This is a genomic window from Gulosibacter sediminis (assembly GCF_014904065.1).
Taxonomy (GTDB): domain Bacteria; phylum Actinomycetota; class Actinomycetes; order Actinomycetales; family Microbacteriaceae; genus Gulosibacter; species Gulosibacter sediminis.
This window is the reverse complement of record NZ_JACXJG010000014.1, coordinates 80,519-96,195: the sequence shown is the minus strand read 5'-3', so window position 1 is coordinate 96,195 and position 15,677 is coordinate 80,519. Positions and strand designations below refer to the sequence as shown.

Genomic DNA, 15,677 nt, shown 5'->3' with positions numbered 1-15,677 from the left:
ACACCGCCGAACTTAACTTAAGAGAAGGGGTTCCCCATTTTGGGGAACCCCTTCTTGCTTTTTCCGGACGTTTTCTCGAGCCCCGGCCGGAGCCGGAGCTCCGGGATTAGTTGGGGAAGTCGACCGTCGTGTGTTCACGCGCGAACTCGAGTGTTTCGCGAAGCATGTGCAGGCGCTTTGCTTCGTCCTTTCGCGCCGAGCGGGTATTCACCTCGGCCACGACTTGGCCATCCCAGCCGCGATCAGCGAGGTAGCGCAGCGTCTTTTCAACGGGCTGGCCGCCTTGACCGGGCATCCTGTGTTCGTCAAAGAGGCGCTTTTTGCCGTTTGGCGCTTCGCCATCGCAGAGGTGGATGTGGCGGAGGCGGTCGCCGGCCGCCTTGGCCATCTCGAACGAGTCGTCGCCAGAGAGCGCGGCGTGCGAGAAATCGAGGGTGATCGACTCGACGTTCATCTCGATCGGGTTGGTGCCGGGTAGATAGGCCTTCTGGCTACCGGCGACGTTCCACGGGAACATGTTCTCGACGGCCATGGCGATGCCGGAGTCGTGCTCGAGCTTCGTTACGAGCTCCTCGAAGCGAGTGGCGTATTGGCCCTGCCAGCGAAACGGCGGGTGCACGACCACCGTCGTCGCGCCGACCTCATGTGCGAGGTCAACGGTGCGCACCAGCTTTTCGTCGGGCTTGGTGCCCCACACGAACTGTGTATAGAACAGCACCGGCGCGTGAATCGACAGCACGGGCAGTTCGAAGCGATGCGACAGCGCACGCAGCGTGTGCGGGTTGCGTGAGTCGTTTTCCGTCGACACCATCACCTCCATGCCGTCGTAGCCGGCGGCCGCCGCAATCTGGAAGGACTGCGCCGTTGGTTTGGGGAAAGTGCACGAGGTGCTCATACCGATCTTGATCATCGCGGTCAGCGTAACCCCACACCCTTGCGAGCCGGTATAATGGTTGAAGTTGTGGCTCGAATAGATGGGAGATGCGGATGGCTTTCCTGCTCGCGCTCTTCGCAGTAGCGAGCGTAGGCATGCCACTCCTCCGCAAACTCCCCGGCACCTCTCTCTTCTACGTCGGCGCAGCAGTGTCGGCGGTAGCTGCCATCTGGACCGCGAGCCACGCGCCGCAGGTCTTCGCCGGCGAAACCTGGCGCGTGTCGTACCAGTGGCTGCCGCAGCTCGGCATGAACCTCGACTTCCGCATTGACGCCCTGAGCTGGGTGCTCGCGATGATCGTGACTGCTATCGGCTCGCTCGTGCTGCTCTACTGCGCGAGTTACTTCACGAAGGATGAGCCCGGACTCGGCCGTTTCGCTGGCGTCTTGCTCGGCTTCGCGGGCGTCATGTTCGGTCTCGTCACGACCGACAATATTTACCTGATGTTCGTGTTCTGGGAGGCCACGAGCATCCTCTCGTACCTGCTCATCGGTCACTACACCGGTCGACGCCCGTCGCGAGGTGCGGCGATGCAGGCGCTGCTCGTCACGACGCTGGGTGGGCTCGCAATGCTCGTCGGCCTGGTGATGTTGCACGTCGCGGCCGGCTCGGCGCTTTTCAGCCAGATCCTCACCGCGGACATCCCTCACAACGGCTTCCTCATCACGGCGCTCATGCTCGTGATCGTCGGCGCGCTGACCAAGTCGGCGCAGTTGCCGTTCCACTTCTGGCTTCCCGGTGCCATGGCTGCGCCGACCCCGGTCTCTGCCTACCTCCACGCCGCCTCGATGGTGAAGGCCGGCGTCTACCTCGTGTTGCGACTCGTGCCTTCCTTCAGCGATGTGCCTGGATTCTCCGAGACGCTCGTCATCATCGGTGTCTCTACGATGCTGGTCGGCGGGTGGCGTGCGCTACGGCAGTTCGACCTCAAGCTGATTCTCGCCTACGGCACGGTGTCGCAACTCGGCTTCATGATGACCATCGCTGGCTTCGGCGGGCGCGACGCAGTGCTCGCCGCCGTCGCCATGGTGATCGGCCACGCGCTGTTCAAAGCTGCGCTGTTCCTCATCGTCGGCATCATCGACCACCAACTGGGTACCCGTGACATTCGTAAGATTTCCGGTCTCGGGCGTAGCGCTCCGGTTCTTGCCGTCACCGCGATCATTGCGGCCGCATCGATGGCGGGCATCCCGCCGCTGTGGGGCTTCGTGGCGAAAGAGGCCGTGTTTTCGAGTTTCATCGGGGCTGCCTCGGCAGGCGATTCGTGGGGCTGGGTCGCGCTCATCGGCACCGCGATCGGTTCGATCCTCACCGTCGCGTACACCTGTCGCTTTCTGTACGGTGCCTTCGCGACGAAGCGCGGCGTCGACCCGGTGGTCAAGGCGACGAGCCACATCGAAGACCTGATCTCGCCGGTGATCCTCGTCGTCGCGACCGTCGTCATCCCGTTCTACGCGACGCCGATCGATCACCTCATCGCGCAGTTCGCCGACACCGCGCCCGCCATCGAGTCCGGGGAGCCCTACCACCTCGCGATCTGGCACGGCCTCGAGCCGGCACTTTTGCTCTCGGCACTCACACTGCTGGGCGGTCTCGGGCTGTTCGCCGGGCGCCGCAAGGTCGAGCACGCTCAGTCGTTCATGCCCGCCGTCTTCGAGGCGGCTCGCGGCTACTGGCTGTCGCTGCGCATCGTTGACTCGGTCGCAGCCCGCGTCACCTCGAGCACCCAGCGCGGTTCGCTGCCCTTCTACCTCGCGATTATCTTCATCGTGCTCGCGGCCGCCATTGTCGTGCCGCTACCGTTCATCGACTACTCGCAGCTCGACCTCACCCTTGAGTTCTCGTGGTTGCAGCTCGCGATCGTGGCGGTGCTCGTGCTCGCATCCATTGCCGTGACGCAGACCAAGCGACGCTTCCACGGTGTGATCCTGGTTAGCGCGACGGGCTACGGCATTTCGATCATCTTTGCCCTGCACGGGGCTCCCGACCTCGCGATGACGCAGGCGCTCATTGAGACGCTCTCGCTCGTCGTGTTCGTGCTCGTGCTGCGTCGGCTGCCGGCGAAGCACGCGCATATCGATAACAACCTGCCGTCATGGCTGCGCTGGGTGATTGCGTTCGCCGTGGCGATTGCCATCGGCGTCATCACCGCCCTCGCGATGGGTTTCCGCATCGCACCGTCCGACGGCCTCAGCTTTGCCGAACTCGCGGTCGAGGGTGGGCACGGGTACAACGTCGTCAACGTCACCCTCGTCGACATTCGCGGCTGGGACACGATGGGCGAGCTGTCGGTGCTTATTGCCGCCGCGACCGGCGTCGCGAGCCTCGTCTACCTCAGCGCGCGTGGCTCGCAGCGACAGACGCCACCACCACCGCGACCCCCGCTGAAGAAGCGCGCGGCCATGCTGCAGAAGTTCGGCGAGGACCGCCGCGCCTGGCTCATCGCCGGTAATTCGCTCGCCCCCGACAACCGTTCGATCGTGGTCGAGGTCGTCGTCCGGCTCATCTTCCACGGCCTGTTCATCATGTCGCTCTACTTGCTGTTTGCCGGGCACAACTCGACCGGCGGCGGTTTCGCCGGTGGCGTCGTCGCGGGTCTTGCGCTCGCCGCGCGCTACCTCGCGGGCGGCCGTGAGGAGCTTGACGCCGCCGTGCGGGTCGACGCCGGCCGCTTGCTCGGCATCGGTATGGTGCTGGCGGCCGGCTCGGCCCTCGCGCCGATGCTGTTTGGCCACCCGCCGCTGATGAGCTTTTGGATCGACAGCGACGTCGCGGGCATCGGTCAGATCGTCTTCGTTACCTCGACAATCTTCGATATCGGCGTCTACCTCATCGTGATCGCCCTGGTCATCGACATCCTGCGCTCGCTCGGCTCCGAGCTCGACATCCAGGCCGAGGAAGAGCAACTCGGCCAGCGCAACGTCGCCGCGACCGTCATCGACGACGCCGAGATTCGCGGCGCCACCCCGGTCGATGACGCGACTGCGGGCTCACGGCCGACGGCCCGCCGACACGACGGGGGTGCCCAGCGATGACTCTCAACGTCATGCTGCTCATCGGCATGGTCATCATGTACGCCTGTGGCGTCTACATGCTGCTCGAGCGCAGCTTTACCCGCATGATTCTCGCCGTGATGCTCGTGGGCAACGCGACGAACATCCTCATCTTCCTTACCTCGGGCAGCTTCGGCGACGCCCCGATCATGGGCGACGGCGCCAACCCGTCCACGTTTTCCGACCCGCTGCCGCAGGCGTTCATCCTCACCGCGATCGTCATCACGTTCGCGACGACGGCGTTCATGCTCGCGCTGCTGTACCGCTCATGGCGCCTCGCGCACGGCGACGAGGTCGACGACGATGACGACTCGATCTCGCTGCGGGACGTCGACCCCGAAGAGGACGACGAGGTCTTCGACGAAGACGAATCTGGCGACACCGAGTTCGGTGACGGCGCCGAAGCGGCCATCAAGGGCGCACGTACCAAGGAAGAACTCGACGCGAAGAACGGGGGAGATGTATGAGTTGGCTCGTTCCCCTCGTCGTGCTCGTGCCGCTCCTCGGCGCCGCGATCACGCTGACCGCCGCGCGTCGGCAGCGGCTGCAAATTGTGTTCGCGAGCATCACGATGGTCATCGCCCTCGCGATCTCGATCGCGCTGCTCATCGCGGTGCACCAGACCGACCAGGCGCTTGTGATCCAGGTCGGCGGATGGGCGGCGCCGTTCGGCATCTCGCTCGTCGTCGACCACCTCTCGGCGCTCATGGTGCTCGTCACGAGCATCGTGCTCATCGCGGTGATGGCGTTCTCGATCGGCCAGGGCTCCACCGACGGCGACGGCGAGACGCCGGTGTCGATCTTCTATCCGACGTATCTCGTGCTTGCGGCCGGCGTCTACAACGCGTTCATCGCGGGTGACCTGTTCAACCTCTACGTCGGGTTCGAGATCCTGCTCGTCGCGAGCTTCGTGCTCATCACGCTCGGCGGCACGGCTTCGCGCATCCGGGCCGGCATCACCTACATCGTTGTGTCGCTCGTCTCATCGCTTATTTTCCTCGCGGCGATCGCGGCGATCTTCGCCGCCGTCGGCACCGTCAACTTCGCCGAGATCGCGGTGCGCATGGCAGAGCTGCCGCAGGAGGTGCAGCTGCCGCTGCACCTGCTGCTGCTCGTGGGCTTCGGCATCAAGGCCGCGCTCTTCCCGCTCTCGTTCTGGCTGCCAGACTCGTACCCCTCGGCGCCCGCGCCGGTTACGGCCGTGTTTGCCGGCTTGCTGACCAAGGTCGGTGTCTACGCAATCTTGCGCTCGGAGTCGCTGCTCTTCAGTAAAAATGACATCTCGGTGCTGCTCATCATCGTGGCGATGCTGACGATGGTGATCGGTATTCTCGGTGCGGTCGCCCAGGCGGGCATCCGCCGTATGCTCTCGTTCACGCTCGTGAGCCACATCGGCTACATGATCTTCGGCATCGCTCTCGGCACTGAGGCGGGCTGGTCGGCCACGGTCTATTACATCGCGCACCACATTCTCGTGCAGACCGGCCTGTTCCTCGTGACCGGGCTGATCGAACGCATCGCGGGCACGGCGTCCCTGACCCACCTCGGCGGGATGCTCGCGCGCTCGCCGTTCGTGGCCGTGCTGTTCTTCATCCCGATGCTCAACCTCGGGGGCATCCCACCCTTCTCGGGCTTCATCGGCAAGCTCGGCCTGTTCATCGCGGGTGCCGAGGGCACCGCGCTGTCGGTGCCGCAGTGGCTGGTCTGGGTGGGCATCGGCATCGGTGCGCTCACGAGCCTGCTCACGCTCTACGCCCTCATCCGCGTCTGGAGCCTCGGCTTCTGGCGCTCGCAGGAGGAGGTGACCGGCTTCGAGTCGCCGCTCACCTCGCACCTCGAAGAGACGCTCGACGGCGAGGTCGTCGCCGAGCGCAAGGCGAACTCGATGATCATGAACACCGCCACCGCGGCGATGGTGCTCGTCACCGTCTGCATGACGATCTTCGCCGGCCAGATCTACGAATTTGCGAGCGCGGCCGCGGCCAACCTCACGATCCCCGAGCACTACGTCGATATCGTGGCCGGAACAGAAGGGACGAAGCCCTAATGTCTGCCGATCCGCACATCCGCGCCGAGCGCCTCCAGCGCTCGGGCGTTGCCCTGCTGACGCAGTTGCCGCTGCTCTTCGGGCTCGTCGTGCTCTGGGTCGTGCTGTGGGGTCACCTCGACGTCATCAGCGCTGTCACGGGCATCATCTTCTCGCTGCTCGTCGTGCGCATGTTCTCGCTACCGCCGGTATTGCTGTCGGGGCGCATCCACGTCTGGTACACCATCGTGCTGCTCGCGAAGTTCTTCTGGTGGCTCATCGGCTCGACGTTCCAGATGGCCTGGCTCGCGATGCGGCCCAAGGCGGTGCCGCAAGCGTCGATTCTCGCAGTGCGGATGCGCGTGCACTCCGACTGGTTGCTCACGCTCACCGCCGAGATCAACATGCTCGTGCCGGGCTCAGTCGTCGTCGAGGTCGACCGGCTGCGCAGCATCCTCTACCTGCACGTGCTCGATGCCGACACCGACGAGAAGATTCAGCGGGCCCGCCTCGCCGCCGAGCAGATCGAGGACGCCATCGTGGTCGCGCTCGGCAACCACGAGGACATCGCGCTCATCAACGACGACCGGCGCCTGCACGATCGACCCCTGCTCTTCGCCTCGCGGGAGCAGCAGAGCTACGAGGTACTGCGCGAGGCCGATCGCAAGGCCCGCCAAGCCGAATGGGAGGCGGAACTCTGATGGAACCGCTATTCACCGTGCTGATCTGGCTCATCGGGGCGTTCTTCGCCTCGGCGGCCCTGATGTCGCTCATCCGCATCATCCGCGGACCGAGTGTCGTCGACCGCATGGTCGGCTCCGACACGCTCGCGACCGTGCTCATCTGCGTGCTCTCGGCCGACATGGCCCTGCGCGGCCACACCACGACCCTGCCGCTCGTGCTCGGCCTCGCGATGACCGCGTCGATCGGCACCATGGCGGTAGCCCGCTTTGTCTCGCGCGGCCGCTCGGGCAACTCGATCAACTCGAGCACATCCGACCAGGCACTCCCTGAGCAGGACGACGTCGAGCGGCACCGCGACGCCGACGGCTCGATCGGGCATGAGGACGCGGCGCGGCACGAGCTCGCCCACGATGTGGTAGCCCGGGAGGTGCGGAGTGAGCGGTAACACCTGGCTCGATCTCGCCACGATCATCTTTGTGCTCGCGGGTGCGTTCCTGTCGTTCACCGCGGGCCTTGGCCTGCTGAGGTTCCCCGATATGATCGCGCGCCTGCACGCGCAGTCGAAGCCCCAGGCGGCCGGGTTGCTGTTCATCCTCGTCGGCGTCGCGCTGCAGCAGACCGACGCGTGGACGATCGCGTTCCTCGTGCCGATTGTCATATTCCAGTTCCTCACCACCCCCGCCGCGGGTATGATGCTCGCGCGCGGCGGCTACCGATCCCGTCACTTTGAGCACGTCGAGCTGCGCATCGACGAACTCGAGGACGAGGTCAAGCGCGCCCAGCGTGCTGAGGAAGAAGAAGCGGCCCGCGAGCGGGTCAGGATCGCCGATGACGCCGCCGATGCGCCCGAGCCTGAGTCGCGAAATCCGAACGCACCCAAGCTATAGACTTGGCTCATGACCGAGCAAGCTTCTGCATCCACCAACGGCGTTGACATCAAGCCGAAGTCCCGCGTCATTACCGACGGCATCGAGGCCACCGCGTCGCGCGGCATGCTTCGCGCGGTCGGGATGGGCGATGACGACTGGGCGAAACCCCAGATCGGTATTGCGAGCTCGTGGAACGAAATCACCCCCTGCAACCTGAGCCTTGACCGCCTCGCGCAGGGCTGCAAGGAGGGCGTGCACGCCGGCGGCGGCTACCCGCTGCAGTTCGGCACCGTCTCGGTCTCCGACGGCATCTCGATGGGCCACGAGGGTATGCACTTCTCGCTCGTGTCGCGCGAGGTCATCGCCGACTCGGTCGAGACCGTGATGGAGGCCGAGCGCCTCGACGGCTCGGTGCTGCTGGCCGGTTGCGACAAGTCACTGCCCGGCATGCTCATGGCGGCCGCGCGCCTCAAGCTCGCGAGCGTGTTCCTCTACGCCGGGTCGATCTACCCCGGCAAGGTGCGCCTCACCGACGGCACTCTGAAGGAGAACGTCACGGTCATCGACGCCTTCGAAGCCGTCGGCGCCTGCAAGGCGGGCCTCATGAGCGAGGAAGACCGCAAGCGCATCGAAGAGGCTATCTGCCCTGGCGAGGGCGCCTGCGGCGGCTTCTACACCGCGAACACCATGGCCTCGGTCGCCGAGGCCCTCGGCATGTCGATCCCGGGGTCGGCCGCGCCCGCATCGGCCGACCGTCGCCGCGACTACTACGCCCACAAGTCGGGCGAGGCGGTCGTGAACATGCTGCGCCTCGGCATCACCACCGAACACATCCTCACGAAGAAGGCATTCGAGAACGCGATCGCCGTCGTCATGTGCATGGGCGGCTCGACGAACGCCGTGCTGCACCTGCTCGCCATCGCGCACGAGGCCGAGGTTGAGCTCACCCTCGACGACTTCAACCGCATCGCCGACAAGGTGCCGCACCTCGCCGACATGAAGCCCTTCGGTCAGTACGTCATGAATGACGTCGACCTCGTCGGCGGCATCCCCGTCGTCATGAAGGCGCTGCTCGACGCGGGCATGATCCACGGCGACGCGCTCACCTGCACCGGCAAGACCGTGGCCGAGAACCTTGCCGAGCTCTCGCCCGAGCCGCTCGACGGCGAGGTCATCCACACCCTCGACAACCCGATCCACGAGAAGGGCGGCATCTCGGTGCTGCACGGCACGCTCGCCCCCGAGGGCGCCGTCGTGAAATCGGCCGGATTCGACCTCGACGTGTTCGAAGGCCCGGCGCGCGTGTTCGAGCGCGAGCGTGAGGCTATGGATGCGCTGACCCGGGGCGAGATCCACCACGGCGACGTCGTGGTGATCCGCTACGAAGGTCCGAAGGGTGGCCCTGGCATGCGCGAGATGCTCGCGATCACCGGTGCGATCAAGGGAGCCGGTCTCGGCAAGGATGTACTATTGCTCACTGACGGTCGATTCTCAGGCGGCACAACTGGCCTGTGCATCGGCCACGTCGCGCCAGAGGCAGTAGATGCAGGACCCATCGCCTTTGTACGCGACGGTGATCTCATTCGGGTTGACATCGCCGCTCGGACTATGGACCTACTCGTCGACGAGTCCGAGCTCTCCTCCCGCCGTGAAGGCTGGGAACCGCTGCCTCCGCGCTATACGCGCGGTGTGCTCGCGAAGTTCGCCAAGCTTGTGCACTCCGCCTCAGAGGGTGCCGTCACGGGTTAACTCCCTTCTCACTGGAGATATCGACGCATATGACAACTCAAGTTGCACCGGAGCGGATGACGGGTGCCGCTGCCGTGGTGCGCACACTCGAACTGCTGGGCGTGACCGACGTGTTCGGTCTGCCTGGCGGCGCGATTCTGCCTGCCTACGACGCAATCCTCGACGCGAAGACGCTGAACCACATCCTCGTACGCCACGAACAGGGCGCCGGCCACGCGGCCGAGGGGTATGCCGCCGCGAGCGGGAAGGTCGGGGTGTGCATCGCCACCTCCGGCCCCGGCGCCACCAACCTCGTTACCGCGATCGCCGACGCCTACATGGACTCGGTGCCGATGCTCGCGATCACCGGCCNGTGTTCTCGACGCTCATGGGCACCGACGCGTTCCAGGAAGCCGACATCGTCGGCATCACGATGCCCGTCACGAAGCACTCGTTCCTCGTGAAGCGTGCCGAGGACGTGCCCGGCGCGATCGCGAGCGCGTACCACCTCGCTTCGACCGGTCGACCGGGCCCCGTGCTCGTGGACATCACCAAGGACGCCCAGCAGAACGAGTTCGACTTCAGCTGGCCCGTCAAGATTGACCTGCCCGGCTACCGCCCCATCACGAAGGCGCACGGCAAGCAGATCANGGCGCGCGAGGCGCTGCGCGAGGCGCGCAAGCCCGTGATTTACGCGGGCGGCGGCGTCGGCCGAGCCGGCGCATCCCCCGAACTCAAGGAACTCGCGGAGCTCACCGGTGCGCCGGTCGTCACGACGCTCATGGCGCGCGGCGTGTTCCCCGACGACCACGAGCAGATGCTCGGCATGCCCGGCATGCACGGCACTGTGCCCGCGGTGCTTGCGCTACAGGAGGCCGACCTGCTGTTCACGGTCGGCGCCCGCTTTGACGACCGCGTGACCGGCAAGTCCGAACTGTTCTCGCCGAACTCGAAGGTCGTGCACATCGACATCGACCCGGCCGAGATCTCGAAGATCCGCACCGCCGACGTGCCGATCGTGGGTGACGCCAAGGAGGTGCTCGCCGACGTGATCCGCGCCGTGCGCGAGGACTCGGGCGAAAAGCCCGACCTCGGCGAGTGGTGGGAGTTCCTCAACGGGCTCCGCAACGAGTTCCCGCGCGGCTTTGCCCCGTCGACCGACGGCCTGCTCGCGCCGCAGCACATCATCGAGCGCATCAGCGACCTCACCGGCCCCGAGGCGGTCTACGCGACCGGCGTCGGCCAGCACCAGATGTGGGCGGCGCAGTTCCTCAGCCTGCAGCGGCCCAACTCGTTCCTCAACTCCGGTGGCGCCGGCACCATGGGCTACGCGGTTCCCGCGGCCATGGGCGCCAAGGTCGGCGAGCCCGACCGCGTGGTGTGGGCGATTGACGGTGACGGCTGCTTCCAGATGACGAACCAGGAAATTGCGACCTGCGTCATCAACAACATCCCGATCAAGATCGCGGTGATTAACAACTCGTCGCTCGGCATGGTGCGTCAGTGGCAGACCCTCTTCTACGACGGTCGCTACTCGCACACCGACCTCAACACGGGGCACGCCTCGGTGCGGGTGCCCGACTTCGTGAAGCTCGCGGACGCCTACGGCGCCCTCGGCATTCGCGTTGAAAAAGAAGACGAGATCGACGACGCGATCAAGCTCGCGCTCGAGACGAACGACCGCCCGGTCGTCATCGACTTCGTCGTGTCGGCCGAGGCCATGGTGTGGCCGATGGTGCCGCAGGGCGTCTCGAACAGCTTCATTCGCTACGCGCGCGAAGCCAGCCCGGCCTACGAGGGGGAGTAACTCAGATGTCGAAGCACATTCTTTCGCTGCTCGTCGAAGACAAGCCCGGCCTTCTCACCCGCGTTGCGGGCCTGTTCGCACGCCGCGGCTTCAACATTGACTCACTCGCGGTCGGCGCCTCGGAGGTCGAAGGCCTCTCGCGCATGACCGTGGTCGTGAACGTCGAAGATTTCCCGCTCGAACAGGTGACGAAACAGCTCAACAAGCTGGTCAACGTCATCAAGATCGTTGAGCTCGACCCAGCCAGTGCGGTCGAGCGGGAGCACATCCTCGTCAAGGTGCGCGTGGACAAGCAGACGCGCTCCGAAGTTATCGAGGCCGTGAACCTGTTCCGGGCGCGTGTTGTGGACGTCGCCCCCGACTCGCTCGTCATCGAAACCACGGGTGACTCGGGCAAGGTTCAGGCGCTGCTGCGCATGCTGGAACCGTACGGCATCCGCGAGCTCGTGCAGTCCGGCCTAATCGCGGTTGGCCGCGGCCCCAAGTCCATCTCTGAGCGCGTGCTGCGCTAACCACAAACATCACATCCAGAACAGAATTCAAGGAGAACCGATCACACATGGCTGAGATCTTCTACGACAACGACGCAGACCTGTCGATCATCCAAGGCAAGAAGGTAGCCGTCGTCGGCTATGGCTCGCAGGGTCACGCGCACGCACAGAACCTGCGTGACTCGGGCGTCGAGGTCGCAATCGCGCTCCGCGAGGGCTCGAAGTCGGCCGCGAAGGCAGAAGAGGCTGGCTTCCAGGTGTTCACGAACGCCGAGGCCACCAAGTGGGCTGACCTCATCATGATCCTCGCGCCCGACCAGAGCCAGCGCTCGCTCTACGCCGAGGAGATCGAGCCGAACCTCACCGACGGCAAGACACTCGCCTTCGCGCACGGCTTCAACATCCGCTTCGGCTACATCACCCCGCCGGCCGGCGTTGACGTGATCCTCGTCGCCCCGAAGGCGCCGGGCCACACCGTGCGTCGCGAGTACGAGGCCGGCCGCGGCATCCCCGACATCATCGCCGTCGAGAACGACGCGTCGGGCTCGGCCTGGGAGACCGCGAAGTCGTACGCGAAGGCGATCGGTGGCACCCGAGCCGGCGTCATCAAGACGACCTTCACCGAAGAGACCGAGACCGACCTGTTCGGCGAGCAGGCCGTGCTTTGCGGTGGCATGAGCCACCTCGTGCAGGCCGGCTTCGAGGTGCTCACCGAGGCGGGCTACCAGCCGCAGATCGCGTACTTCGAGGTGCTGCACGAGCTCAAGCTCATCGTCGACCTCATGTGGGAGGGTGGCATCACCAAGCAGCGCTGGAGCATCTCGGACACCGCCGAGTACGGCGACTACGTTTCGGGCCCCCGCGTTATCGACGCGAACGTGAAGCAGAACATGCAGGGAGTGCTCGCGGACATCCAGTCGGGCGCCTTCGCGAAGCGCTTCATCGAGGACCAGGACGCTGGCGCGCCCGAGTTCAAGAAGCTCCGCGAGCAGGAGCAGGGCCACCCGATCGAGAAGACCGGTCAGGAACTGCGCAAGCTCTTCTCGTGGTCGCAGCAGGACACCGACTACACCGACGGTCAGGCCGCACGCTAGTCGCGAACACCACCCTTTTGAGGCAAGGCGCCACCCGCTCGCGGGTGGCGCCTTGCCTAGTATTGGAGGAGTGAAGAGTCTCGCGAAGCTGGTTACGTACACGAAGGAACTGAACCCGTACTACCTCGCGATCATCGTGCTGACGCTCGTCTCGGCGGCCGGCGCACTCGTCACCCCGTTCATCATCGGTGCGGCGACCGANCGAGATCGTCGCGATCGTCGGCGGCGAGCGCACGTTCGAGGCCGCGATCGCGGGCGTCGTGTGGCTCGCGGTCGCGTTTCTTGCGATTGAACTCGTGGTCACCGGCGCCGACGCCGCGGGCGGATACTTCGGCGACGTCATGAGCGCGAAGATGCGCTCGCTGCTGTCGACGCGCTATTACAACCAGCTGCTGCAATTGCCGCAGCGCTACTTCGACGACGAGCTCACGGGCACGATCGTCTCGCGCCTCGACCGCACGATCACCGAGGTGACGCGGTTCATGCAGTCGTTCGCGAACAGCATGTTCTCGATGCTGATCACGACGGTCGCGGTGCTCATCATCACCGCGTTCTACTCGTGGCCGATCGCGCTGCTGCTGTTCCTGCTGTTCCCGATCTACATGTGGCTCACCGCGCTCACGTCGAAGCGCTGGCAGCGCATCGAGCACGAAAAGAACGCCCACGTCGACACCGCGCGCGGTCGCTTCAGCGAGGTCGTGGGACAACTGCCCGCCGTGCGCTCGTTCGCGCAGGAACGCCGCGAGTGGAAGCTGTTCGTTGAGGAGTTCACGGCCACCGTGCGGCTCACCGGCTCGCAGTCGCGCCTCTGGCACGGCATGGATGCCCTGCGCCGCCTCGCCCTCAACCTCGCGTTCTTCGGCATCTACCTCATCCTGTTCATCCAGACCGCGCAGGGGCGCTTCAGCCTCGGCGACATGGTGCTGCTGATTCAGCTCGTGAGCATGGCTCGGGCGCCCGTGTCGATGATGTCCTGGATGATCGACGCTGCCCAGCATGCGGTGGCCGGCTCGCGCGACTACTTCACGGTGATGGAGCTGGCGCCGGATGAGCGCGAGGGCCTCGAGCTGCGCGACCCGGCGGCAACTGCCGAGAGCCGCGAACGGCAGGCGATGGCCCTGCCGGTGCGCTTCGACAACGTCCGCTTCGCCTACGACGAGGAGACGCCGGTGTTGTCGGGCATCTCGTTCGACGTGCGCCGCGGCGAACGAATCGCCTTCGTGAGCGGCTCGGGCGGCGGCAAGAGCACGATCGTCAGCCTGCTGCTCGGCTTCTACCGCGTGAACTCGGGCAGCATCGAGCTGTTCGGGGAGGACATCGCGCACCTGAAGATGCGCTCGCTGCGCGACCAGATCGGCGTCGTGTTTCAGGAGCCTTCGCTGTTCAGCGGCACGATCCGCGAGAACATCTCGTATGGCCGCCCCGAGGCGAGCGAGGCCGAGATCGTCGACGCGGCCCGCCGGGCGAATGCCTGGGACTTCATCTCGGGGTTCCCGAAGGGCCTCGACGCTGTCATCGGCGAGCGCGGCCTCAAGCTGTCCGGCGGGCAGAAGCAGCGCATCGCCGTCGCCCGCGCGATGCTCAAGGACGCACCGGTGCTCATCCTCGACGAGGCGACGAGCGCGCTCGACACGAAGAGTGAGCGCGCGGTGCAGACAGGCCTGGATGCGCTCATGGCGGGGGACCGCACGAGCCTCATCATTGCCCACCGCCTCTCGACCATCCGCGACGTCGACCGCATCATCACGCTGCGCGACGGTCGCATCGACGAAATCGGCTCGCCTGCCGAGCTTGCCGCATCCGGAGGCATCTATGCCGAGCTGCTCGCGCTGCAGCTCGAGGGCACCTCCGCGAGCCGCGAGCGGCTGCGGGAGGACTACGGCATCGACGAATAGCGGCGGTAAGCTGGCAGGACGTGAGTGAAAGGACACACCGGGTGGCACAGCAGCTAGATCTTGGGATCATTCAGGGCGACGGAATCGGCCCCGAGGTCATTACGGAGGCGCGGAAGGTGCTGCGCGCGGCGCTGCCCGAGGGGGTGGAGCTCACCGAGACGGACTACCCGCACGGCGCATCCCACTACCTTGCGACCGGTGAGGTGCTCAGCGCNAGGCGCTCGACAAGCTCAAGCGCCACGACGCCCTGCTGCTCGGCGCCGTCGGAGGCGACCCGAACGACCCGAAGCTCGCGGGCGGCATCCTCGAGCGCGGCCTGCTGCTCAAGCTCCGCTTCGCGTTTGACCACTACATCAACCTGCGCCCGTCGAAGCTCTGGCCGAGCGCCCGCAGCCCGCTCGCGACGCCCGGCGACATCGACTTCGTCGTCGTGCGCGAGGGCACCGAGGGCCTCTACACGGGTAATGGCGGCACGATGCGCACCGGCACCCCGCACGAGGTCGCGACCGAGACGTCGGTGAATACCGCGTACGGCGTCGAGCGCACCGTGCGCTACGCGTTCGAGCTCGCGAAGACGCGCCGCAACAAGCTCACGCTTGTGCACAAGAAGAACGTGCTCATCAACGCCGGTCTGCTCTGGAACCGCACCGTGAACGCGGTCGCCGCCGAGTACCCCGAGGTGGCTGTCGACTACCTGCACATCGACGCGGCTACAATTTTCATGGTCACTGATCCCGCTCGCTTCGACGTGATCGTGACCGACAACCTCTTTGGTGACATCATCACCGACCTTGCTGGCGCCGTTACCGGTGGTATCGGCCTGGCAGCCTCGGGCAACATCAACCCCGAGGGTGCGTTCCCGAGCATGTTCGAACCCGTTCATGGCTCGGCACCAGACATTGCAGGCACCGGTAAGGCGGACCCAACCGCAGCCATCCTCTCGGTTGCCCTGCTGCTGCGCCACTTCGGCCACGCCGAGGCAGCCGACCGTGTCGAGGCAGCCTGTGAGGCCGACCTCGTCGCCCGTGACGGCGCGCCTCGCAGCACGAGTGAGATCGGCGACGCCATCGTCGCGCAGCTCAACAACTAAGTTTTT

General features: G+C 65.7%; 11 protein-coding genes and 2 pseudogenes. 12 read left to right on the top strand and 1 reads right to left on the bottom strand.

Annotated features, from left to right (window positions below; translation table 11 throughout):
* Window positions 1–106: 106 nt before the first annotated feature.
* Window positions 107–910 (bottom strand): sugar phosphate isomerase/epimerase family protein, encoded by an 804-nt coding sequence (locus ID132_RS08420; RefSeq protein WP_193128343.1) that lies wholly within the window; start codon window positions 908–910, stop codon window positions 107–109.
* A gap of 71 nt (window positions 911–981) precedes the next feature.
* Here ID132_RS08420 and ID132_RS08415 point away from each other — a divergent pair, with 71 nt between their 5' ends.
* The 12 genes and pseudogenes from ID132_RS08415 to ID132_RS08360 all read left to right on the top strand — a co-directional run bounded on the left by ID132_RS08415 (window position 982) and on the right by ID132_RS08360 (window position 15,671).
* Window positions 982–3,969 carry a Na+/H+ antiporter subunit A gene (locus tag ID132_RS08415; protein ID WP_328743957.1) on the top strand — a complete coding sequence of 996 codons (2,988 nt, stop codon included), beginning with the start codon at window positions 982–984 and terminating at the stop codon, window positions 3,967–3,969.
* The gene (locus tag ID132_RS08410; protein WP_193128342.1) at window positions 3,966–4,454 is read left to right on the top strand and encodes a Na(+)/H(+) antiporter subunit C; all 489 of its coding nucleotides are present in this window, start codon (window positions 3,966–3,968) and stop codon (window positions 4,452–4,454) included. Before ID132_RS08415 ends, ID132_RS08410 begins: the two co-directional genes overlap by 4 nt.
* On the top strand, window positions 4,451–6,034 hold the full coding sequence (locus tag ID132_RS08405) for a Na+/H+ antiporter subunit D (protein WP_193128341.1): 1,584 nt from the start codon (window positions 4,451–4,453) through the stop codon (window positions 6,032–6,034). The genes ID132_RS08410 and ID132_RS08405 overlap by 4 nt, the downstream gene beginning before the upstream one ends.
* Complete coding sequence (locus tag ID132_RS08400; RefSeq protein WP_193128340.1) at window positions 6,034–6,714, top strand: Na+/H+ antiporter subunit E; 681 nt, start codon at window positions 6,034–6,036, stop codon at window positions 6,712–6,714. The genes ID132_RS08405 and ID132_RS08400 overlap by 1 nt, the downstream gene beginning before the upstream one ends.
* Window positions 6,714–7,142 carry a monovalent cation/H+ antiporter complex subunit F gene (locus ID132_RS14820; protein ID WP_125107789.1) on the top strand — a complete coding sequence of 143 codons (429 nt, stop codon included), beginning with the start codon at window positions 6,714–6,716 and terminating at the stop codon, window positions 7,140–7,142. Before ID132_RS08400 ends, ID132_RS14820 begins: the two co-directional genes overlap by 1 nt.
* A complete protein-coding gene (mnhG, locus tag ID132_RS08390; RefSeq protein WP_193128339.1) occupies window positions 7,132–7,584 on the top strand; it encodes a monovalent cation/H(+) antiporter subunit G in 453 nt (150 codons plus the stop codon). Before ID132_RS14820 ends, mnhG begins: the two co-directional genes overlap by 11 nt.
* 9 nt (window positions 7,585–7,593) lie before the next feature.
* On the top strand, window positions 7,594–9,315 hold the full coding sequence (gene ilvD, locus ID132_RS08385; RefSeq protein ID WP_125107791.1) for a dihydroxy-acid dehydratase: 1,722 nt from the start codon (window positions 7,594–7,596) through the stop codon (window positions 9,313–9,315).
* Between the two features lie 29 nt (window positions 9,316–9,344).
* Window positions 9,345–11,101: pseudogene (locus ID132_RS08380) on the top strand (acetolactate synthase large subunit).
* Between the two features lie 5 nt (window positions 11,102–11,106).
* Complete coding sequence (gene ilvN, locus ID132_RS08375) at window positions 11,107–11,613, top strand: acetolactate synthase small subunit (RefSeq protein ID WP_125107793.1); 507 nt, start codon at window positions 11,107–11,109, stop codon at window positions 11,611–11,613.
* A gap of 47 nt (window positions 11,614–11,660) precedes the next feature.
* Entirely contained in the window at window positions 11,661–12,686 is a 1,026-nt protein-coding gene (ilvC, locus tag ID132_RS08370; protein ID WP_125107794.1) for a ketol-acid reductoisomerase, read from the top strand.
* 188 nt (window positions 12,687–12,874) lie between these two features.
* Window positions 12,875–14,581: an ABC transporter ATP-binding protein gene (locus tag ID132_RS08365; protein ID WP_328743951.1), complete on the top strand. Its 1,707-nt coding sequence runs from the start codon at window positions 12,875–12,877 to the stop codon at window positions 14,579–14,581.
* A gap of 41 nt (window positions 14,582–14,622) precedes the next feature.
* Window positions 14,623–15,671 (top strand): annotated as a pseudogene (locus ID132_RS08360) (3-isopropylmalate dehydrogenase).
* The last annotated feature ends 6 nt before the right edge of the window (window positions 15,672–15,677 follow it).